The sequence below is a fragment of the Massilia paldalensis genome (genome assembly GCF_044901715.1).
Taxonomy (GTDB): Bacteria; Pseudomonadota; Gammaproteobacteria; order Burkholderiales; family Burkholderiaceae_D; genus Telluria; species Telluria paldalensis.
Window position 1 is genome coordinate 25,173 of sequence record NZ_JBJCIU010000003.1, and the last position, 19,456, is coordinate 44,628.

The following is a 19,456-nucleotide window of genomic DNA, read 5'->3' on the forward strand; positions in this document are numbered from 1 at the left end:
GGTTTTTCCGTAGGGCACTTCGCAAAACCTGCTGCGCGTTGCACTGGCGGTCTGCGATGCTCGCTGTACTATCGTACAGCTGCGCTTCTCGACCACCATTGCCGCCGCTCGCGACGGTTTTTCGACGTACCCATTAATGACTTCTGGCAAAATATTGCGCAAACAACATTTTCACCTATAAATACTACCGAGGATATTTATGCAACTGGTCAAAACTACCCGAGACACGCTTCTCCGGCCACTGCAGATCGTGAGTGGTATTGTCGAGCGTCGGCATACCATGCCGATTCTGGCCAATATCCTCATCCGCAAGGACGGCGAAAGCGTCTCGTTCCTGTCGACCGACACCGAGGTGCAGATCACGACCCTGGCGAACATCGGTTCCGGCGCGGAAGTGACGGGCACGACCGTCGCCGCGCGCAAGCTGTTGGACATCCTGCGCGCGCTGCCCGAATCGGGCGACGTCACCATGACCCTGCTGAACAAGCGCCTGACAGTCCAGAGCGGCAAGTCGCGCTTTGCCCTGCAGACGCTGGCGGCCGAGGAATTCCCGACCGTCTCCGTGGCGGACACCTACAACGCCACCGTCACCCTGCCGCAAAAGACGCTGAAGCACCTGTTCAATATGGTGCACTTCGCGATGGCCCAGCAGGACATCCGCTACTACCTGAACGGCCTGCTGCTGGTGCTGGATGGCAGCAACGTGATCGCCGTGGCGACCGACGGCCACCGCCTGGCCTTCGCGCAGGTGGAAACCGACCAGCAATTCGAGCGCCAGGAAGTCATCATCCCGCGCAAGACCATCCTGGAACTGCAGCGCCTGCTGGAAGAAAGCGACGACACGGTGCGCCTGGACATCGCCGCCTCGCAGGTGAAACTGACCTTCGCCGACATCGAGCTGGTCTCGAAGCTGGTCGAAGGTAAATTCCCGGACTACACCCGCGTGATCCCGAAGGGCTACAAGAACGATTTCACCATCGGCCGCGAAGAACTGCTGCGTTCGCTGCAGCGCGCCGCGATCATGACCAGCGACAAGTTCAAGGGCGTGCGCTGTCTGATCGCCCCGGGCTCGATGAAGATCAGCTCGACCAACGCGGACCAGGAAGAAGCGGTCGAGGAACTGGAAATCGACTACGGCGGCGACGCCATCGACATCGGTTTCAACGTGACGTACCTGCTCGACGTGCTGAATAACCTGAAGTGCGACCAGGTGAACATCGCGCTGGGCGACTCGAACTCGTCGGCGCTGATGTCGATTCCGGACAATGGCGACTTCAAGTATGTCGTCATGCCGATGCGTATTTAATTAGGGCAAATCGCCCATATATTCGTCCTGTGCGCAGGGAGAATGGTTCCCTGCCTTCGCAGGGACGACGGTTTGAAGGCCGGCGATCCTTTTCATGCCGCTACCGTTTGATCCGTCGTCCCTGCGCAGGCAGGGACCCAAGCTGAGCTGGCCAACACCAGCACCGCAAGCATCCCTCCACCCGACGACAAGACCGCAGCGCATCCACGCTGCGCCGTCTGATTTACACGTTATTTGAGAAAGCAGTCATGTCCGAGAACACTCAAGCAGTAGTGGAAACCTCCGCCCAGAAGGCGGACGAATACGGCGCCTCGTCGATTCAGATCCTGGAAGGCCTGGAGGCCGTACGCAAGCGTCCGGGCATGTACATCGGCGACACCTCGGACGGCACCGGCTTGCACCACCTGGTGTTCGAGGTGCTGGACAACTCGATCGACGAGGCGCTGGCCGGCTACTGCTCCGAAATCCACGTCGCGATCCACTCCGACAATTCCATCTCGATCACCGACAACGGCCGCGGCATCCCGACCGGCATCAAGATGGACGACAAGCACGAGCCGAAGCGCTCGGCCACCGAGATCGCCCTGACGGAACTGCACGCCGGCGGCAAGTTCAACCAGAACGCCTATAAAGTGTCCGGCGGCCTGCACGGCGTCGGTGTCTCGTGCGTGAACGCGCTGTCGAAGCTGCTGCGCGTGACCGTGCGCCAGAACGGCAAGGTGCACCAGCTGGAATTCTCGCGCGGCGTGCCGCTGGACCGCATCATCGAGGTCGTCGACGGCGTCGAAGTGTCCCCGATGAAGATCCTCGGCGACACCGACAAGCGCGGCACCGAAGTGCACTTCTGGGCCGACGAGGAAATCTTCACGACCGTCGAGTTCCACTACGAGATCCTGAGCAAGCGCATCCGCGAACTCTCGTTCCTGAACAACGGCGTCAACATCAAGCTGACCGACCAGCGCACGGGCAAGGAAGAAATCTTCGCCTTCGAAGGCGGCACCCGCGGCTTCGTTGAGTACATCAACAAGGCCAAGACCGTGCTGCACCCGACCGTCTTCCAGGCGACGGGCGAGCGCGTGTCGGAAAACGGCACAAACATCTCGGTGGACGTCTCGATGCAGTGGAACGACGCCTACAACGAACAGGTACTCTGCTTCACCAACAACATCCCCCAGCGCGACGGCGGCACCCACCTGACGGGCCTGCGCGCGGCGATGACCCGCGTGATCAACAAGTACATCGACGAGAACGAACTGGCGAAGAAGGCCAAGGTCGAGATCTCGGGCGACGACATGCGCGAAGGCCTGACCTGCGTGCTGTCCGTGAAGGTGCCGGAACCGAAGTTCTCGTCGCAGACGAAGGACAAGCTGGTGTCGTCCGAAGTGCGCGGCCCCGTCGAGGAAATCGTGGCCAAGACGCTCACCGACTTCCTGATGGAAAAGCCGAACGACGCCAAGATCATCTGCGGCAAGATCGTGGAAGCGGCGCGCGCGCGCGAAGCGGCCCGCAAGGCCCGCGACCTGACCCGCCGCAAGGGCGTGATGGACGGGCTGGGCTTGTCGTCCAAACTGGCCGACTGCCAGGAACGCGACCCGGCGCTGGCCGAGCTGTACATCGTCGAGGGTGACTCGGCAGGCGGCTCCGCCAAGCAGGGCCGCGACCGTAAATTCCAGGCCATCCTGCCGCTGCGCGGCAAGGTGCTGAACGTGGAAAAGGCGCGCTTCGAGAAGATGCTGTCGTCCGAGCAGATCACCACGCTGATCGCGACGCTAGGCACCTCGATCGGCCCGGACGAGTTCAACGTCGACAAGCTGCGCTACCACCGCATCATCATCATGACCGACGCGGACGTCGACGGCGCCCACATCCGCACCCTGCTGCTGACGCTGTTCTACCGCCAGATGCCGCAGCTGGTCGAGCGCGGCCACGTCTACATCGCCCAGCCGCCGCTGTACAAGGTCAAGGCCGGCCGCGACGAGCGCTACCTGAAGGACGATGTCGAGGAAGCGAGCTACATGATGCGCGTGGCCCTGAACGGCGCCGCCCTGCTGCCGAAGGAAGGCGCGGAGCCCGTCTCCGGCGAGGAGCTGGGCAACCTGGTCGACAAGTACAACAAGGCCAACGCCATCATGATGCGCCTGACGCGCGTGATCGACCGCGCCGCCCTGTCCGCCATCATGACGGGCGTGACGCTGGACCTGTCGAGCCAGGCCGCCGCCGAGCAATCGGCCCAGGCCATGGCCGACGCCATCAAGGACCCGAGCGTGAAGGTGGGCGTGCGCTCCGACGAACTGTCGGACAAGCACAGCCTGCGCATCGAGCGCATCCGCCACGGCAACGTGCAGGTGACCTCGATCGACGCCGACTTCGTCGCCGGCGCCGACTACGCCACGCTGAAGGAATCGGCCGACACCTTCCAGGGCCTGATGGGCGAAGGCGCCATCATCCGCCGCGGCGAGGGCGACAAGATGAAGGAATCGCTGGTGCGCGACTTCCAGCAAGCCATGGAATGGCTGCGCGAGGAAGCCGAGCGCGGCGTCTCCAAGCAGCGTTACAAGGGCCTGGGCGAGATGAACCCGGAGCAGCTGTGGGAAACCACGATGGACCCGACCGTGCGCCGCCTGCTGAAGGTCCAGATCGAGGACGCCATTGCCGCGGACCAGATCTTCACCACGCTGATGGGCGACGAGGTCGAGCCGCGCAGGAACTTCATCGAGACGAATGCGCTGCAGGCGGGGAATATCGACGTCTGATCGTTGTCGGATGTCATGGAAAGTGAAATCCGTGCCATGTAAGTGAAAAACTACTGACACGGATAGTGAAAAATCCTCGCCTGACTTGGATCGATGAAACGCTTGAAAGCGTGGCTGACCGTTCGTTCTTGCTCTTCAGAGTGGTGAAAAACTTACCGTCGGCTTGGTGCAAAAGATCTGCTTGAGGATGAGATTGCACTCGCAAATTTTTAACGGATTTTCGTATACCGTTCATGAGCCAAGATGAAAAAAATCTCGGCCATGTCTGAATTTTGCAAGTGCGCGCATCTGATTTAGAACGATGTTAGATCAAATAAGTGCGTTTATTAAAGACAATCCTCGTACCAAGGCCAAGACAATCGCCTCGAGGCTTGGAGTAGACCGGGCAGAACTCAATCGCTTGCTACATGCGTATAAGGACAAGTTTGAGCAAGACGCGGAGTTTCAGTGGTCCCTCGTCTCAGCTGAGTATCGCATCGAGTTCGGGGGAAGTGGTTGGCTGACATCCTGGGACTTTGAGAGTGCGTTCTCTGGCACTTCGCCGCTGACGTCACGTCACACTGCGGTCGTACTGGTTCTGAAGGACGGGTGCAAGCCACTGCTAGAGTTTCTTGCTCGGATGTTAGCGTTTTGCAACCAGCTGGTTTCCGTTGGGAAGACCGTCACTCTTAACTTCGAAGATTCAAAAAAAACTCTTTCCTACTTGGATCGTGTTGGATTCTTCGACGTGTTAGACCAAGCAATCAACGTGCTGCCTCAACGGCCTAGCAGTAACCTATCGAAGACCTACCAGGGCAATAACAACGGTGTCATCGAATTTAGACCCATCAATCCTACCGCACCAGACACAGAGATTCCGAGTCTGCTCCGGAATAGCTTCGTCAGCTGCGCCGGCGATAGCTACTGGCAGGCGGCATTTACGGTGCTTGCAGAACTGTTCGGCAATGTTGTGGAGCACTCCGATACTGCATCCGCAGGGTTTGCGTGCCTGCAGTTCTATCCCAAGGGCAGAAAAATTCAAGCGGTCATCTCAGATAACGGCCGAGGTATCGTGGGCACCTTAGCGCCCGTGGTTCCTGAGAAATACCCTCATGTCGCTCAGATCATGGCTTCTGCCCAACACTCCGGCGTTGCTTTGCTTACTGAGGTTTTTAAAAGCGGTGGCCTCAGCCAAGTCGATACCGACGGGCGCGGAATCGGCCTTAAGCTATCAGGCGATGTTGCTGAAAAGTTCAGGGCAAAGATCTCAGTTCGCCAGAGTGACTTTGAGCTTCGCGTTTACCATGACCACAACGGTGTCCAGTTCCGTCATCGACTCAACCTTGCGCACTTAGACGGCACGCACATTTGCTTCGAGTTTAAGCTTGACGCGGTCACCAAGTCTGCTTAAATTACGCAAATGAACCAGAACCCTATCATCGTGAAGTTACGTGAGTTCACGAGCAATGCTAGCCCTTTCGGAAATATTGAAGGGAAAAACGTTTTTCGTAAGCTCGTCGATTTTGTTGAAGAGCATCCTCGTACACAGATCTTCGGCGTCTCTCTAGATGGAATCGAAGCTACCGACGCCTCCTTTCCTCGAGAAAGTGTAGTCTCAGTAGCGAAACATTTCCGCGGCGAACGTGGTATTTTCCTCATAAGCTTCCGTGATCGCGACCTAATCGACAACTGGACCTACGCAGCTCGTGCGAAGGATCAGCCGCTTGTTATCTGGAACGATGACAGTTTTGAGGTGATTGGCCCCGAACTAAATCCTTCCACCCGTACTCTTGTTGAGTATGTCCTCAAGAATCGTTCCGTGGTTGCCGCGCAGGTAGCGGCGGATCTCGGTCTCTCTGTTCAGAACGCCAGCACCAGGCTCAAAGGACTGGTCGCCTCCGGCTATCTACTGCGGGCCGAAGAGGCTGCTGAATCCGGTGGTATTGAGTTCAAGTACAGAGCAATCCGCTAATCTGCTTAAACAGCTTGCTTTAACCAGAACTGTTGTGTTACGCTAAGGGCGTCCCGCAAGTAAGCAGTGCGGCCCCAGTTAAACACCTTCATTTAAGCAGAAAAAGGATTTTGCAATGAATTTGACCTCTTCTTCTATTCCTCCGAACAATCACCTTGGCACGACCATCCATAACGGCTCCGGGCTATTCGAGATACAAATTAGTGACCAATCCCTGCAGTTCACGCCCAAGGTCATCGATGACCCAGTGGTAACAGGCAGCCAAATCCTGTCCATCGCGGGTGCTCGTCCAGCAAACGACTTCCTGTTGTTTCAAATTCTCCGCGATGGTGCGCTGGAGATGGTGCGCCCTGAGCAGATGGTAGATTTGCGGAACGCCGGCACTGAGAAATTCCTCGTGTTCCGCAGCGATCGCTCGTTTCGCTTCTTCTTGGACGAGCGCGCATTCGACTGGGGCGCGTCGTACATCTCGGGCGCAACGATCAAGCGGCTCGCAGGCATACCGAGTGAAACGACTGAAGTCTGGCTGGACGCCGCAGGCGGCCATGACCGTCTGATCGACGACAATGAAATGGTTGACCTTGCAAGCCCGGGCACTGAACGTTTCGTCACCCGCACGATCCAGATCGCGATCAAGGTGAACTCCCGCCATCGCGTGGTCGACCACCGCGTGCTGACCTACTGGGAGGTGGTCAAGCTGGCGTACCCCGAGGCCGTGCCCAGCGACCAGATCATCTACTCGATCGACTATGCCTCCGGCCCGCACCAAAACCCCAGCGGGTCGCTGGTGGATACCCAATCGGTTACTGTTAAGGAAGGGATGAAGTTCTATGTCACGCCTACTGATAAGTCGTAATCCAGAGCTGCAGCGCCTCATCAACGAGGGTTTCGACATCGAGCTCCGTTCCGGTTATTTGCTGGTCCATTCGGTGCCGTATGCCACGTCGAACAAGCAAGTAGCGCGCGGGGTGATCGTGTCCGAACTCACCATGGCAACCCCAGACGTGCTCGGGCGACCGAGCACCCACCAAGTCCACTTCGTCGGTGAGCACCCCTGCAAAGCGGACGGCACTGACCTCGTTCAGATCCGCTGCCAGAGCGACGAGTTCAAACTTGCCGAAGGGATCACCGCTCAGCACCACTTCTCCAATAAGCCTAAGTGCGGCTATTACGAGAATTACTACGAGAAGATTACCAGCTATGTGCGGGTCATCTCGGGCCAGGCCAAGGCGTTGGATCCCAGCGCCGACGCCAGGACGTTCCGGACGCGTGAGCCCATCGAGGAAAACTCGGTGTTTCTGTACCAGGATACTGCGTCAAGTCGTGCCGGCATTCAGCGCCTGGCGGCCCGCTTCTGTCAGCAACGCATCGCGTTCGTCGGTTTAGGCGGGACCGGCAGCTATGCGCTTGATCTCGTTGCGAAAACCCATGTCGCGGAGATTCACCTCTTCGACGCAGATATACTGCGGCCACACAATGCCTTCCGCTTTCCCGGCGCTATCTCGCGAGAAATCCTTGATCGTGGGATTACGAAGGTGAAGCACCTCAGCGAGCATTATTCGACGATGCGCCGCGGCGTCGTGCCCCATGAGGTCATGATCCATGAGGATAACGTGATGGAACTTGCCGGGTTCGACTACGTGTTTCTGTGCGTCGACCGTGGAGAGGCTCGGCAACTCGTCCTTCAAGCTCTCGCCAATACCGGGGTCACGGTGATCGATGTCGGAATGGGCTTGAACCTGTCCCATGATCAAGAGTCAATCTGGGGCACGTGCCGAGTGACTGTCAGCACACCATCGACCCGTCACATCGCACTCACCCGTATTCCCAAGGTGGACCGCGACGAAGAATTGTACGCGTCGAACATCCAAGTTGAACCGCCCCGGCTTCCGTGGAGGCCGGTTAGTGTGAGTCAGGCCGGGATGGCTTGACTGCTCAGTTGCTTGTAATAGTTTGCCTCAGCTTCGGCTGGCGGTATATAGCCGAGCGGTTCGAGTAGGCGGTGGTGATTGAACCAGGACACCCATTCCAGCGTGGCCAGTTCGACGGCCTCGCGGGTCTTCCAGGGAGCACGGCGATGGATCAGCTCAGCCTTGTAGAGTCCGTTGATCGTCTCGGCCAGGGCATTGTCGTAACTGTCGCCCTTGCTCCCCACAGACGGTTCGATGCCGGCTTCTGCCAGGCGCTCGCTGTACTTTATTGATACGTATTGCGAGCCCCTGTCGCTATGGTGGACCAGTTCGTTTCGTTCGGGCTGGCGCGCGTACAGCGCCTGTTCCAGCGCATCGAGCACGAAGTCGGTCCGCATCGAGCTGCTGACCCGCCAGCCGACGATGCGCCGGGCAAAGACGTCGATGACGAAGGCCACGTACACGAAGCCCTGCCAAGTCGAGACGTACGTGAAATCGCTGACCCACAGCTGGTTCGGCCGCTGTGCCTTGAATTGGCGGTTGACCCGGTCGAGCGGACACGGCGCCTTGGCGTCGGCAACCGTCGTGCGCACGACCTTGCCACGCATCACGCCGCGCAGGCCGGCCTTGCGCATCAGACGCTCCACGGTGCAGCGGGCCACGTCGGTTCCCTCACGCAGCAGTTGGCGCCAAACCTTGTCAGCCCCGTAGACCTGCATGTTCGCCTGCCAAACCCGCTCGATGTCGACGCTTAGCACGTCGTCGCGCTGAACGCGTGCACAGCGCAATGCCGGGTTGCGCTGCTGCGCTGCGTGGCGCCAGTAGCCCGACGGCGCGACCTGCATCACCCTGCAGATCGGCTCGACGCCGTAGGCATGGCGGTGCCGGTCGATGAACGCTCTCACGGCTTGAAGTGGCGGCCGAGCTCCGCCTGGGCGAAAAAAGCACTCGCCAAGCGCAGGATCTCGTTTGCCTTGCGCAGCTCGCGCACCTCTCGCTCGAGCGCCTTGACGCGCTCCTCTTCTGCGGTAGTCGGGCCAGGACGCTGGCCGCTATCACGCTCCTGCTGGCGTACCCAGCGGCGCAGCGTCTCCGGCGTACAGCCGATCTTGGCCGCGATCGACGTGATCGCCGCCCACTGCGACTCGTACTGGCTGCCGGCTTCGCTGACCATGCGCACGGCACGCTCGATGACCTCGGGAGAATACTTGGGTTGTTTCTTAATGACTCCATTCTCTCAAACAATGGAGCCTCTACAAAACCCGGGGCGGTTCACCCGCAGCAGCACTTCGTTATGAAGAGAAGGACTTGCATCGAACATACTCGGAAGGTAACCAGAGCAGTCGGGACTGGTGAGCGAATACTTATAAGATCTCGACCAGCCAGGAAGCCAAGTTCAGAGGTCAATGTATGCTTCAGGGCTGTAAGCGACCAGTTGAAGGCTTCGCCCGCCGTGACTAGAATTTCATTATCTGCGTCACGTCTACCGTGTTTTTTCACTTTCTTCGTCGCGCCCATCAATGGCCGTGATGAAGATCATGAAAAATCCCTTTGTAATCAATGCCCGAGTTTTCGTCTTTCGTGTCACCCGACAATCGTTCCAGTGTCGCAATGAAAAAAGCCAGCCTTCGAGGCTGGCTTTTTTATTGTGCCGGCTTCCCGGTCAGGTCGCCTTCGCCGGCACGGGCCGCGGCCGGACGGGACCCAGCAGGGCCGCCAGCCTGCGGCCCAGCGGCGCCTCGACCCAGCGGCAGAACGCCGCGCCCGCCGCCACGCTGGCGGCCCAGGCTACGACGACGCCGGCTAGCTGCCAGTGCGCCTCGTCCGGCGCAAAGCGCGTGAAGGCCGCATTCACGACCAGGCACACGGGGAAGTGCACGAGGAAGATCGAATACGAGATCCTGGCGACATAGTTCACGACCGACCAGCCGGCGCCGGCGCGCGCCTGCAGCCGGGTGCGGCCGAACAGGAACAGCACGCACATGACGATGGCCGCGACGGCGATGCGGATGCGGAAGTCGATCGTCAGCGCCAGCAGGGTCGGCCCCACCGTCGCCGCCAGCAGCAGGCTCGTCGCGCCCGCGCCGCGGCGCGGATCGCTGGCCCACCAGGCCAGCACGCCCAGGCCGTAGCTGCCCAGGAAGTACGGCGCCCACGCGTCCCAGCCGGCGTCGCGGTTGAAATAGAACAGCGAGACGGCGGTGGCGGCCAGCACCACCAGCGGCATCAGCCAGGACGACTTGCGTTCGCCGGCCACCAGGCCGGACACCCACAGCAGCAGCGTGAGCGAGGCGTACAACTGGAAGTCGATCGCCACATACCAGGCGCCGGCCGACAGCGCCTCGTAGCCCAGCACGTCGTGCAGCAGCAGCATGTGCGCGACCAGCTGCGCCAGGCTGGCGGGCGCCGAGATCGATTCGTGGTCCATCCACGTGCGCGCCAGGGCGGACGCGGCGATCGCGATCAGCATCGCGACGACGAACGCCGGCGCCAGCTTCAGGTAGCGGCGCCAGATCGTCGCGAGCGGATGCGCAATGCCGGGCTGGCCGTGCGGAGAGAGGGATTTCGCGGCCAGGAAGCCGCCGATGACGAGGAAGACCTGCACGGCGATGCGGCCGTAGGCATCGAGCCAGTCGACCGTGCCGGGCAGGAGGGGCCGGGCGACGTCGGTCATCGGGCCGTAAAACGCCAGGTGATGCAGCACGATCAGCTGGGCGGCGCCTGCCTTCAAGAGGTTAATCAGGCCAAATTGTGCGGGGACCGTTGCCGTCGGCCCGGATGCTCCTGTCAGTTTCATGGTTGTCCTGCCGGCTGTTCAAAAAGCAGCTCGACAATAGCGGACGACCAATGTTGTCATTCATTGACGAGCAGGTCGCATCATAACGGACCCAGCCAGGCTGGGGCCGCGCGTTACATCTTGTAACTTCTATCTTTACGCTGTCTTTATGCAGTATTTTCACTAAACCTTGGGCATCCCATCTCGCATGTCGTCCGTTAGCAGATGCCGCCTCCTATGCTCTTGCCGGTACGCAGGTCGAAACCGAAGTAGCAGGTATAACCGTCGCTGGGATTGAAGGTGCACCACACGTTCTCCTTGCTGCGGCTACGGGCGCCTTTTTCGGTGCTGCAGGTGTTCTTATCGTCCGGCGGCATGGTACTGAAAATCTCCTTGGCGGCCGGACCTTCGACGACGAAAGACAGCTTGCGATCGCTTCTGGAAGGCGCTTGCTGGTCCCCCAACTCTCCGGAATAAATCGCATATTCGCCTTTGAACGGGCGGTAGGGAGCAGGCCACTGAGCTTGCTCGGCCGCACAGGTCAAGGACAGCAGGGTAATTGCACCGAGAATCGCCAGAATTTTTTTCATAAGGTGTCCGGTCGAAGTGCTACGTGAAAAATGATCATCTTGATGACTCAGGGGGAAACCGTTTGTCCTTTGGAATAGTCTTGCCCGCCGAGCAAGTTTGCATCAGCAGTGGCGAAGCCAGGTCGACCAGCTTGGTGACCGAAATGCTGCGGTGCTCGCGGCGTTCGGCCGTGTGCCCTCCTGCCGTCGATGCGGTGGCCGACTTCGGCTGCAATACGCCCCACTGGGCAGACGTCAGCTCGATCCATCCCTGATGCGTGGAGTCCTGCGATTCTCCCTTGATGCCGTCGATTTGCAGGTATGCGTCGATTGCCATGTGCTTGTCTCCATTCAGGTAAAGCTGCCTCCCGTCGAGGAGGCAGCAACAAACAGAAGTAATCGCGCAAACCGGCCGCGAGCGCCCTGCGTTCCGTCAACGACCTCGGCAAGTACTCACGAACAGCTCCCGTACGCGTAATATCCCGCCGAGGTCCGCCTGACGTCCGTGTACGCCGTCGCCAGGTAATACCCCAGGTACTGGTTCGAATTGCTCGCATAGACCTGGTTGCCCGCGCCCAGGTAGGCGCGTCCCGCCGCCACGTGGGCGACGTTGCTGGCATACCAGTGGCTGCAGGTGAACGGCGCCGCCGCGTTGCCGCTCACGATCCGGTCGATCATCGTCTTGATGGCAACCATCTGGCCGCCGCTCTTGGCGGGGAAGTTGACGTCGTCATGGCCCCACCAGTCCCAGCAGCCGCCCGGGTTCGCGGCCGTCGCCGCCGCCTGCGGGTACAGGACGACGATCCGGTTGGTATCGGCCCAGCGGTTGTAGCCGGCGTTCTGGTAGAACGCCGTGCCGACCGTCGATGCGGCCTGCAGGCAGCCATGGAAGGCCACGTGCAGGCGGCAGGACTGGCCGCTCGCGCAGGCGGCCGGCACGTAGGCGTAGCCGCTGTTCGCCATGCCGTGCGCCGTCGGGTTGGCATTGCCCCAGAAGGCGGCCTGGTCGAAGTTGACGAAGCTGCCCGTCAGCGCGCCCGCGTTCTTCGCGTTCAGCGTGCCGTACAGCCACTTCAGGATCTCCCCGGCCGTGTCGAAGTTGCAGTTGTTGACGTAGGGGTTGCCGTTGACGGCGCAGCCGTTGCCGGCAAAGTCGGTCGGGACCGCGTGCTCGGCCGCGAGGTCGTTCTTGTAGCGGATGCTCGCCGCCGGCAGGTAATGGGCATACATCGTCCTCAGGCCGTCCATCACGGGCTGGCGCACAGTCGAGTCGATGGTGCCGGACAGCAGGTAGACCTTCGATCCGGCCATGCTGGCGGTCGGGTCGATGTAGCCGTTGCCCGACCATGTGTCGACGACGGACAGCAGGTACGGCAGGTTGCGCGTTCCCGTGTTCGCCATGCAGGGGCCGACCGAGATCGCCACATTGCCCTGCGAGCAGTAGACCGGGCCGCCGGCGATGACGCCCGCGCCCTTCCTGATCGTCTTCGAATAGGCGAAATGCATCTGCGCCGCCATGTGGCCGCCGGACGAGAAGCCGGACACGGACACGTCGTCGACGCTGACGTTGTACTTCGGGAGGGCGACGGGGGCGGCGGATGCGCCGGTAGACAGGAACAGGCCGAGGATGGCGGCCGCCAGGCGGGCGGCCGCGCGATGCTGGATGCGCATAGTGTCTCCGTATGGTTGTTGTGCTCGTCTTCATGAAGACGAGATCAACTATTAGCAGTTGACGGAGATCAGAATAATTGAGCAGCCAGCGCAATCAAGCGGCAGCGATGTGCGTGCACGATCACATCGCTGTGCGAAATTGGGCCCCTGCCTGCGCAAGGGCGACGACCGTTATGCCTTGCCGCCCTTCGCCTTGCGGCGGCGTCCCATCAGGCCGAACAGGCCCAGGCCGCCGGCCAGCATCGCCACGTTTGCCGGCTCCGGCACCGGGCTGATGGAGATATTGTCGACGGCGACGTCGTAGGCGGTCCAGCCGTAGACGTAGCCCGGTTCGAAGGTCGTGAACGCGATCTCGTCGACGCCGGCCAGCACGTCGGCGAAGCTGCGGCCCGGCGGCAGGCCCGGCTCCAGGTCGGTGCCGCCGTAGCCGCCCCAGCCGCTCGGCAGCATCGACGAGGCCGTGTCGCCGATGGTCACGGCATAGTGCTTCCAGCCCTCGTTCGCGGCGCTGATTTCGCCCAGGTTGTACCAGACGCTCGTGTAGGGCATGCCGCCGTAGGCGTTGTCGTAGTCGCGCAGCTCGACGATCAGGTTGCGGCTCACCTCGCGTCCTTGGTACTGGATCGAGTTGGCCAGCAGGTCGATGCCCAGCGTGACGGAGCCGTACTTCGAATAGTCGCCGACGAAGGCGCCGTTGCTGCTGTTGAGCCAATTCAGGCCGAAGGTTTCATAGTAGCGCGTGTGCAGCGCGGGGGCGCCGTTGCCGAGCGACGTGTCGATCCAGTTGCCTTCGTTGCCGTCGTAGGCGGGTCCTGCATACCAGCCTTCGTCTCCCTTCGAAAAGTCGGTCGTCGCGTTCGGTGCGGCGGCCGAAGCCAGCGCGGACACGAAAACCAGTACTACCCCAGCGAGTGCGTTCTTGTTCATGGATTCCTCGTAGTGTGGGTCAATGGACGCCGGCGCCGCGCTCGCATCCTGCGAATCGACTCGTCCGGCCAACCCATGCTGCTTTCGTGCATATGCAATGTCAAACGTGCACATGCAACGGTGTTCCATCCATTTGTCATCGAACCCGGATGAAATGTCACCAGTTGTCGCGCTCGTTCGCCGGGAGTGCGCAAATGCACCGCGGCCGATGCGCCGGCGCACGGCGCGGGTGCAAAAGTCGAGACGGATGAGCAAATTGGTGCAGCTCGAAAGCATGGCGAGTGTCGCTCCGCAGCCACATACTGACGACGTCACCATCCTCCTGAAAGACAACGATGAAACACCTGACAGTCGACGTAGCCATCATCGGGGCCGGCAGCGCCGGCATGAGCGCCTACCGCGCCGCGCGCGCCCACACGGACAAGGTGGTCGTGATCGAATCCGGCCACTACGGCACCACCTGCGCGCGCGTCGGCTGCATGCCCAGCAAGCTCCTGATCGCGGCGGCCGATGCTGCCCACGCCGTCGACGGCGCCCATCGCTTCGGCGTGCTGGCCGCGCCCGCCGCCATCGACGGCCAGGCCGTCATGCGCCGCGTGCGCGGGGAACGCGACCGCTTCGTCGGCTTCGTGGTCGACACGGTGCAGGAATGGCCGGACGAACACCGCCTGGTGGGTCACGCGCGCTTCCTGTCGCCGCACGAACTGGAAGTGGGCGGCCACACCGTGGTGACGGCCGGCCGCATCGTCATCGCCACGGGGTCCAGCCCCGCGGTGCCGGCCGGCTGGCGCGAGGCGCTGGGCGAGCGGCTGATCGTCAACGACGACGTGTTCTCCTGGGACGACCTGCCGGAGTCGGTGGCCGTGGCCGGGCCGGGCGTGATCGGCCTGGAGCTGTCGATGGCGCTGGCGCGCCTGGGCGTGCGCGTGCGCCTGTTCGGACGCAGCAGCCGCGTGGGTCCGCTCACCGATCCGGTCGTAGCCGACAAGGCGCGCGCCATCGTCGCGTCCACGGTCGCGACGTCGCTGGACGTGGAGCGGATCGAACCGGTACGCGACGGCGACCGCGTGAAAGTGCGCTGGATCGAGGACGGCACGCGCCATGAAGAGGCATTCGACTTCCTGCTGGCCGCCACCGGCCGTACGCCGAACGTGAAGGGCCTGGACCTGCAGCGCGCCGGCATCGAAGTGGACGCCTACGGCATCCCGCATGCGGACCGCTACACGCGCCGCATCGGCAAGTCGCACATCTTCATCGCCGGTGACGCCGCCGACGAACAGGCGCTGCTGCACGAAGCGGCCGACGAGGGCCGCATCGCGGGCGACAACGCGGGCCGCTACCCGGACACCATCGTGCGTCCGCGCCGCGCGCCGCTGACGGTGGTGTTCAGCGATCCACAGATCGCCATCGCGGGCGAGAGCCATGCGCAGCTGCTGCAGCGCGGGGCGGACTTCGCGTCCGGCGGCGCCAGCTTCGACGACCAGGGCCGCAGCCGCGTCATGGGCCGCAACCTGGGCCAGGTGCAGGTGTACGGCGAGCGCGGCACGGGACGCTTCCTGGGCGCCGAGATGATCGGCCCGGACGCTGAGCACATCGGCCACCTGCTGTCCTGGTCCGTGCAGCACGGCCTGACGGTGCAGCAGATGCTCGACAGCCCGTTCTACCACCCGGTCGTCGAGGAAGGCCTGCGCACGGCGCTGCGCGCGCTGAAGGAAAGGCTGGCGCTGCCGCTGCCGCCGCTGGCGGACTGCCTCGATTGCGTGGCGGCGCCCGCCGTATAGCCCGGTGTACGGACGCGGCGTTACAACTGTCATCAAACGTTCATACTGAAGTAACAACATGGTCATTTAGGAAAGCTAATCTGCGGTCCACTTTCAACCGCCCCCTTCAGCTTCCCGATGAACCAGAACAAGACCGTTGTCACGCCCCGCTTTTCCCTGCGTCCGTCCCTGATCGCCATCGCCGCCGCGGCGCTGTGCGCTTCGCTGGCCCATGCCGCGGACAATGCCGCCGCCGTCGCCACCGCCCCGGCGGCCGATGCAGCGGCTGCAGCCGCCCCCGCGGCGATCCAGGACACCACGCCGGCCGGCAGCATCGCCACCGTCGAGATCTCGACCCGCAAGACGCGTTCCTCGGTCGCCCTGTCCGGCGCCGAGATCCAGAAGGTGCTGCCGGGCGTGAACCCGCTCAAGGCGCTGCAGGCGCTGCCGGGCGTGAGCTTCCAGACCGCCGACCCGTGGGGCAACAACGAGCAGAACCTGTCGCTGTTCGTGCACGGCTTTAACGGCCAGCAGCTCGGCTACACGATGGACGGCGTGCCGCTGGGCGACCAGCAGTACGGCAACTACAACGGCCTGGCGCCGCAGCGCGCCGTCAGCAGCGAGAACGTCCGCAGCGTCGTGCTGGCCACGGGCGCCGGCGACCTCGCCACCGCGTCCACCAGCAACCTGGGCGGCACCATCGAGACCTATTCGAGCGACCCATCCCTCAACGCCAACATCAACGTCCAGCAGACCGTCGGCAGCCACAACACGTCGCGCACCTTCGTGCGCTACGACTCGGGCAAGCTGGCCGGCGGCAACAGCTTCTACATCTCCGGCCTGCACCACGAAGCCAAGGCCTGGGACTTCGACGGCCGCCAGAGCAACGACCAGTTCAACGGCAAGTTCGTGCACGAAAGCGACAGCGGCAAGCTGACCGTGTTCGTCGACTGGTCCGACAAGACCGAGCCGAACGAGGACTCGACGCTGCACCAGGCCGGCCTCGCCTCGCCCTACACCCGTCCCTTCCTGTACCCGGACTTCGCCGCCGCCCTGGCCTACCTGGACAAGAACGGCGCGCCGCCGGCTTCCGTGGGCGCCAACTTCCGCAACTACTACAGCGACGCCCAGCGCACGGACAAGCTGGCCTACGTGAAGTACGAGGCCTGGCTGACCGACAACCTCACCTGGTCGAACCAGTACTACTTCCACCACAACGACGGCGTCGGCGTCGTCGCCGGCCCGATCAACCAGGCCGGCCTGCCGGCGCTGTTCAAGGTCTATCTGCCGAACCAGGACCTCAAGACCGTGTTCGGCAATTCGGGCTACGCGACCCGCACCACCGAGTACAAGATCAACCGCCAGGGCTGGCTGTCGAACCTGCGCTGGGACCTGGGCGCGCACCGCGTCCAGGCCAGCCTCTGGTTCGAGCACAACAACTCGGGCGCCTACCGCCGCTGGTACGCGCTGGACGTGAACAACCCGAGCAGCCCGTACGAACGCCCGTCGAATCCGATCATTACCCAGTACGGCAGCGACATCGACAACAAGGTCGTGCAGTTCTCGCTGCAGGACGAGTGGAAGCTGCGTCCTGACTTCACCGTGCAGGGCGGCTTCAAGTCTAGCCTGCAGTTCGCCGAAGGCCTGTTCCCCGTCAACCAGCTGGCGGCCTCGATCGGCAATGGTTCCAAGGGCCTGCCGGAAGGGAAGATCGACACGAAAAAATGGTTCCTGCCGCAGATCGGCGCGCGCTGGGACGTCACCCCGACCGACCAGCTGTTCGCCAACGTGCAGAAGAACATGCGCCAGTTCGTCACCTACGGCGGCGGCGGCAATTCGCCATGGAGCCTGTCCTCGCAGGCCGCCTTCGACTACTTCAAGGCGACGGCGAAGCCGGAAACCTCGCTGACCTACGAGCTGGGCCTGCGCGATTCGCGCAAGCTGGACCTCGGTCCGCTGACCGCCTTCGACGGCCAGGTCTCCGTCTACCACGTCGACTTCCACGACCGCCAGCTGGCCGTCAGCTCGAACCCGATCATCACCTCGTTCGCCGGCGGCACCACGATTCTGTCGAACGTGGGCGACGTCAAGACCGATGGCGTCGACCTGGCCGGCACCTTCCACTTCGGCCGCCTGTTCTCGTTCTACGACGCGATCTCGTACAACCGCTCGAAGTACCAGGACAACTACCTGTCCGGCACCACCGTGATCCGCACCGCGGACAAGTCCGTCCCCAACTCGCCGGAATGGATGAACAAGTTCGTCGCCACCCTCAAGCCGGGCGCCGACCTCGAGGTGCAGCTGACCGGCGACTACGTCGGCAAGCGCTACGCCACCTACACCAACGACCTGGAAGTCTCGAGCTACTTCCTGATGGGTCTGAACGTTTCCGGTAAACTCCCCGTCGGGAATACCTTCGTGAAGAACCTGCGCTGGTCGATCGGCGTGACGAACCTGCTGGACCGCGAGGGCGTACTGCAGCCGGTCGTGGGCCAGCCGAGCGGCAGCTATGCCACCTACCCGATCCCGCCGCGCATGGGCTTCCTGACCTTGAAAGCGGACATCTGATGCAAACGATCATCCTGCCGGCGCGCATCGACCCACTGCGCCGGCGCTTGCTGCAGGGCGCCGCCGCCGGCGCTGCGCTGGCCGCGCTGCCGGGCCTGGCCCAGGCCCAGGCTCGGGTCCAGGCATCCCGCCTGGACCCGACGGCGAAAGCCACGCTGTACGCCCACCGCGGCGCCAGCGCCGTGCGCCCCGAGCACACGCTGGCGTCCTACGCCAAGGCGATCGAGGACGGCGCCGACTTCGTCGAACCGGACCTCGTCGCTACGCGCGACGGCATCCTGCTGGCGCGCCACGAGAACGCGATCACGGACACCACGGACGTCGCCAAGCGTCCCGAATTCGCCTCGCGCAAGAACCGCAAGGTCATCGACGGCGAGGCGCACGAGGGCTGGTTCGTGTCCGACTTCACGCTGGCCGAACTGAAGACGCTGCGCGCCGTCGAGCGCCTGCCGAAGCTGCGCGGCACCGGCTACGACGGCCAGTTCCAGCTGGTGACCTTCGAGGAAGTCATCGACTTCGTCGCCGCCGAGGCGGCCGCGCGCGGACGCACCATCGGCATCATCCCGGAACTGAAGCACTCCACATGGTTCGCAAGCGCCGGCCTGCCCCTCGAGGAACGCTTCGTGGCGACGCTGAAGGCGCACGAGTACACGCGGCGCGCCCCCGTCACCGTGCAGTCGTTCGAGACGGCCAACCTGAAGGCATTGCGCAAGTCGATCGGCAAGGCCGACGGCACCAACGTCCGCCTGGCCCAGCTGGTGGTGGCGGGCGGCCAGTACGACAAGCTGCGCCCGGCCGACGTGGCCATCGCGGGCGGCTCGCTCACCTACGGCGAGATGGTGTCCGCGCGCGGCCTGCGCGACATGGCGCAGTACGCCGACGTGGTGGCGCCGATCACGCGCGCCGTCATCCCGGTCGGCAAGGACGAGCGCCTGCTGGCCCCCACCTCGCTGGTGGCGGATGCGCACAAGGCCGGCCTGTCGGTGGTCGTCTGGACCTTCCGTCCCGAGAACGCCTTCCTGGCGGCCGACTTCCGCAACGACGCCGGCCCGAACGCGCGCAACGACGCGGGCTCGGTCGCCGAGATCCGCCGCTATCTCGAGACCGGCATCGACGGCCTGTTCTCGGACGACACGGCGCTGGCGCGCAAGGCGATCGACGGCTGAGCGGACTACAATAGGCAAAAAAAAAACGTCGTTCCCGGCATTGCCGAAAACGACTCCCTGCGAAGGCAGGGACCCAAGTTCTGCAAGCGTTTCGACTGC

Annotated in this window: 14 protein-coding genes, 1 pseudogene and 1 other annotated feature; of the genes and pseudogenes, 9 read left to right on the plus strand and 6 right to left on the minus strand. The window is 62.6% G+C overall.

Annotation, left to right across the window (positions count from 1 at the left end):
* Nucleotides 1–199 precede the first annotated feature (199 nt).
* The 6 genes from dnaN (at nucleotide 200) to ACI1V7_RS14860 (ending at nucleotide 7,941) form a co-directional block, all read left to right on the plus strand.
* Entirely contained in the window at nucleotides 200–1,306 is a 1,107-nt protein-coding gene (dnaN, locus tag ACI1V7_RS14835) for a DNA polymerase III subunit beta (protein ID WP_290412751.1), read from the plus strand.
* 248 nt (nucleotides 1,307–1,554) lie between these two features.
* Entirely contained in the window at nucleotides 1,555–4,059 is a 2,505-nt protein-coding gene (gene gyrB / locus ACI1V7_RS14840; RefSeq protein WP_404532562.1) for a DNA topoisomerase (ATP-hydrolyzing) subunit B, read from the plus strand.
* A gap of 301 nt (nucleotides 4,060–4,360) precedes the next feature.
* Nucleotides 4,361–5,449: an ATP-binding protein gene (locus tag ACI1V7_RS14845; protein WP_404532563.1), complete on the plus strand. Its 1,089-nt coding sequence runs from the start codon at nucleotides 4,361–4,363 to the stop codon at nucleotides 5,447–5,449.
* Nucleotides 5,450–5,458: 9 nt separating this feature from the next.
* Nucleotides 5,459–6,010 (plus strand): helix-turn-helix domain-containing protein, encoded by a 552-nt coding sequence (locus ACI1V7_RS14850; RefSeq protein ID WP_404532564.1) that lies wholly within the window; start codon nucleotides 5,459–5,461, stop codon nucleotides 6,008–6,010.
* A gap of 115 nt (nucleotides 6,011–6,125) precedes the next feature.
* Nucleotides 6,126–6,866 (plus strand): multiubiquitin domain-containing protein, encoded by a 741-nt coding sequence (locus tag ACI1V7_RS14855; protein WP_404532565.1) that lies wholly within the window; start codon nucleotides 6,126–6,128, stop codon nucleotides 6,864–6,866.
* On the plus strand, nucleotides 6,841–7,941 hold the full coding sequence (locus ACI1V7_RS14860; RefSeq protein WP_404532566.1) for a ThiF family adenylyltransferase: 1,101 nt from the start codon (nucleotides 6,841–6,843) through the stop codon (nucleotides 7,939–7,941). Before ACI1V7_RS14855 ends, ACI1V7_RS14860 begins: the two co-directional genes overlap by 26 nt.
* On the opposite strand, the gene ACI1V7_RS14865 is transcribed toward ACI1V7_RS14860, so the two are convergent.
* The 6 genes and pseudogenes from ACI1V7_RS14865 to ACI1V7_RS14890 all read right to left on the minus strand — a co-directional run bounded on the left by ACI1V7_RS14865 (nucleotide 7,923) and on the right by ACI1V7_RS14890 (nucleotide 13,863).
* Nucleotides 7,923–9,145 (minus strand): IS3 family transposase gene (locus ACI1V7_RS14865; protein WP_404533416.1). Its coding sequence is split into 2 segments (ribosomal slippage): nucleotides 7,923–8,866 and nucleotides 8,866–9,145, totalling 1,224 coding nucleotides; the frame shifts between segments, so codons are not numbered across the junction. The two genes, ACI1V7_RS14860 and ACI1V7_RS14865, sit on opposite strands and share 19 nt — an antisense overlap.
* Nucleotides 8,751–8,867 (minus strand) — a sequence feature (AL1L pseudoknot). (Overlaps the previous gene by 117 nt.)
* Nucleotides 9,146–9,583: 438 nt before the next feature.
* Nucleotides 9,584–10,717 (minus strand): acyltransferase family protein, encoded by a 1,134-nt coding sequence (locus ACI1V7_RS14870; protein ID WP_404532567.1) that lies wholly within the window; start codon nucleotides 10,715–10,717, stop codon nucleotides 9,584–9,586.
* 197 nt (nucleotides 10,718–10,914) lie between these two features.
* Nucleotides 10,915–11,286, minus strand: coding sequence for a hypothetical protein (locus ACI1V7_RS14875; protein ID WP_404532569.1), 372 nt, complete (start codon nucleotides 11,284–11,286; stop codon nucleotides 10,915–10,917).
* Nucleotides 11,287–11,347: 61 nt separating this feature from the next.
* Nucleotides 11,348–11,602: pseudogene (locus ACI1V7_RS14880) on the minus strand (Hcp family type VI secretion system effector); the annotation flags it as partial.
* A gap of 116 nt (nucleotides 11,603–11,718) precedes the next feature.
* Nucleotides 11,719–12,936: an extracellular catalytic domain type 2 short-chain-length polyhydroxyalkanoate depolymerase gene (locus ACI1V7_RS14885; RefSeq protein WP_404532570.1), complete on the minus strand. Its 1,218-nt coding sequence runs from the start codon at nucleotides 12,934–12,936 to the stop codon at nucleotides 11,719–11,721.
* A gap of 171 nt (nucleotides 12,937–13,107) precedes the next feature.
* On the minus strand, nucleotides 13,108–13,863 hold the full coding sequence (locus tag ACI1V7_RS14890; RefSeq protein WP_404532571.1) for a PEP-CTERM sorting domain-containing protein: 756 nt from the start codon (nucleotides 13,861–13,863) through the stop codon (nucleotides 13,108–13,110).
* 335 nt (nucleotides 13,864–14,198) lie between these two features.
* Between ACI1V7_RS14890 and ACI1V7_RS14895 the strand changes: the two genes are divergently transcribed.
* The 3 genes from ACI1V7_RS14895 (at nucleotide 14,199) to ACI1V7_RS14905 (ending at nucleotide 19,357) form a co-directional block, all read left to right on the plus strand.
* Entirely contained in the window at nucleotides 14,199–15,644 is a 1,446-nt protein-coding gene (locus ACI1V7_RS14895) for a dihydrolipoyl dehydrogenase (protein WP_404532572.1), read from the plus strand.
* 117 nt (nucleotides 15,645–15,761) lie between these two features.
* On the plus strand, nucleotides 15,762–18,191 hold the full coding sequence (locus tag ACI1V7_RS14900; protein ID WP_404532573.1) for a TonB-dependent receptor: 2,430 nt from the start codon (nucleotides 15,762–15,764) through the stop codon (nucleotides 18,189–18,191).
* Nucleotides 18,191–19,357 carry a glycerophosphodiester phosphodiesterase gene (locus ACI1V7_RS14905; RefSeq protein ID WP_404532574.1) on the plus strand — a complete coding sequence of 389 codons (1,167 nt, stop codon included), beginning with the start codon at nucleotides 18,191–18,193 and terminating at the stop codon, nucleotides 19,355–19,357. Before ACI1V7_RS14900 ends, ACI1V7_RS14905 begins: the two co-directional genes overlap by 1 nt.
* Nucleotides 19,358–19,456 lie beyond the last annotated feature (99 nt).

Bases quoted from the DNA above. Each gene is read 5' to 3' on its own strand.
- dnaN (WP_290412751.1), top strand. From the start codon at position 200: ATGCAACTGGTCAAAACTACCCGAGACACGCTTCTCCGGCCACTGCAG.
- ACI1V7_RS14890 (WP_404532571.1), bottom strand. From the start codon at position 13,863: ATGAACAAGAACGCACTCGCTGGGGTAGTACTGGTTTTCGTGTCCGCG.
- ACI1V7_RS14900 (WP_404532573.1), top strand. From the start codon at position 15,762: ATGAACCAGAACAAGACCGTTGTCACGCCCCGCTTTTCCCTGCGTCCG.
- ACI1V7_RS14850 (WP_404532564.1), top strand. From the start codon at position 5,459: ATGAACCAGAACCCTATCATCGTGAAGTTACGTGAGTTCACGAGCAAT.
- ACI1V7_RS14905 (WP_404532574.1), top strand. From the start codon at position 18,191: ATGCAAACGATCATCCTGCCGGCGCGCATCGACCCACTGCGCCGGCGC.
- ACI1V7_RS14860 (WP_404532566.1), top strand. From the start codon at position 6,841: ATGTCACGCCTACTGATAAGTCGTAATCCAGAGCTGCAGCGCCTCATC.
- ACI1V7_RS14895 (WP_404532572.1), top strand. From the start codon at position 14,199: ATGAAACACCTGACAGTCGACGTAGCCATCATCGGGGCCGGCAGCGCC.
- ACI1V7_RS14870 (WP_404532567.1), bottom strand. From the start codon at position 10,717: ATGAAACTGACAGGAGCATCCGGGCCGACGGCAACGGTCCCCGCACAA.
- ACI1V7_RS14885 (WP_404532570.1), bottom strand. From the start codon at position 12,936: ATGCGCATCCAGCATCGCGCGGCCGCCCGCCTGGCGGCCGCCATCCTC.
- gyrB (WP_404532562.1), top strand. From the start codon at position 1,555: ATGTCCGAGAACACTCAAGCAGTAGTGGAAACCTCCGCCCAGAAGGCG.
- ACI1V7_RS14845 (WP_404532563.1), top strand. From the start codon at position 4,361: ATGTTAGATCAAATAAGTGCGTTTATTAAAGACAATCCTCGTACCAAG.
- ACI1V7_RS14855 (WP_404532565.1), top strand. From the start codon at position 6,126: ATGAATTTGACCTCTTCTTCTATTCCTCCGAACAATCACCTTGGCACG.
- ACI1V7_RS14875 (WP_404532569.1), bottom strand. From the start codon at position 11,286: ATGAAAAAAATTCTGGCGATTCTCGGTGCAATTACCCTGCTGTCCTTG.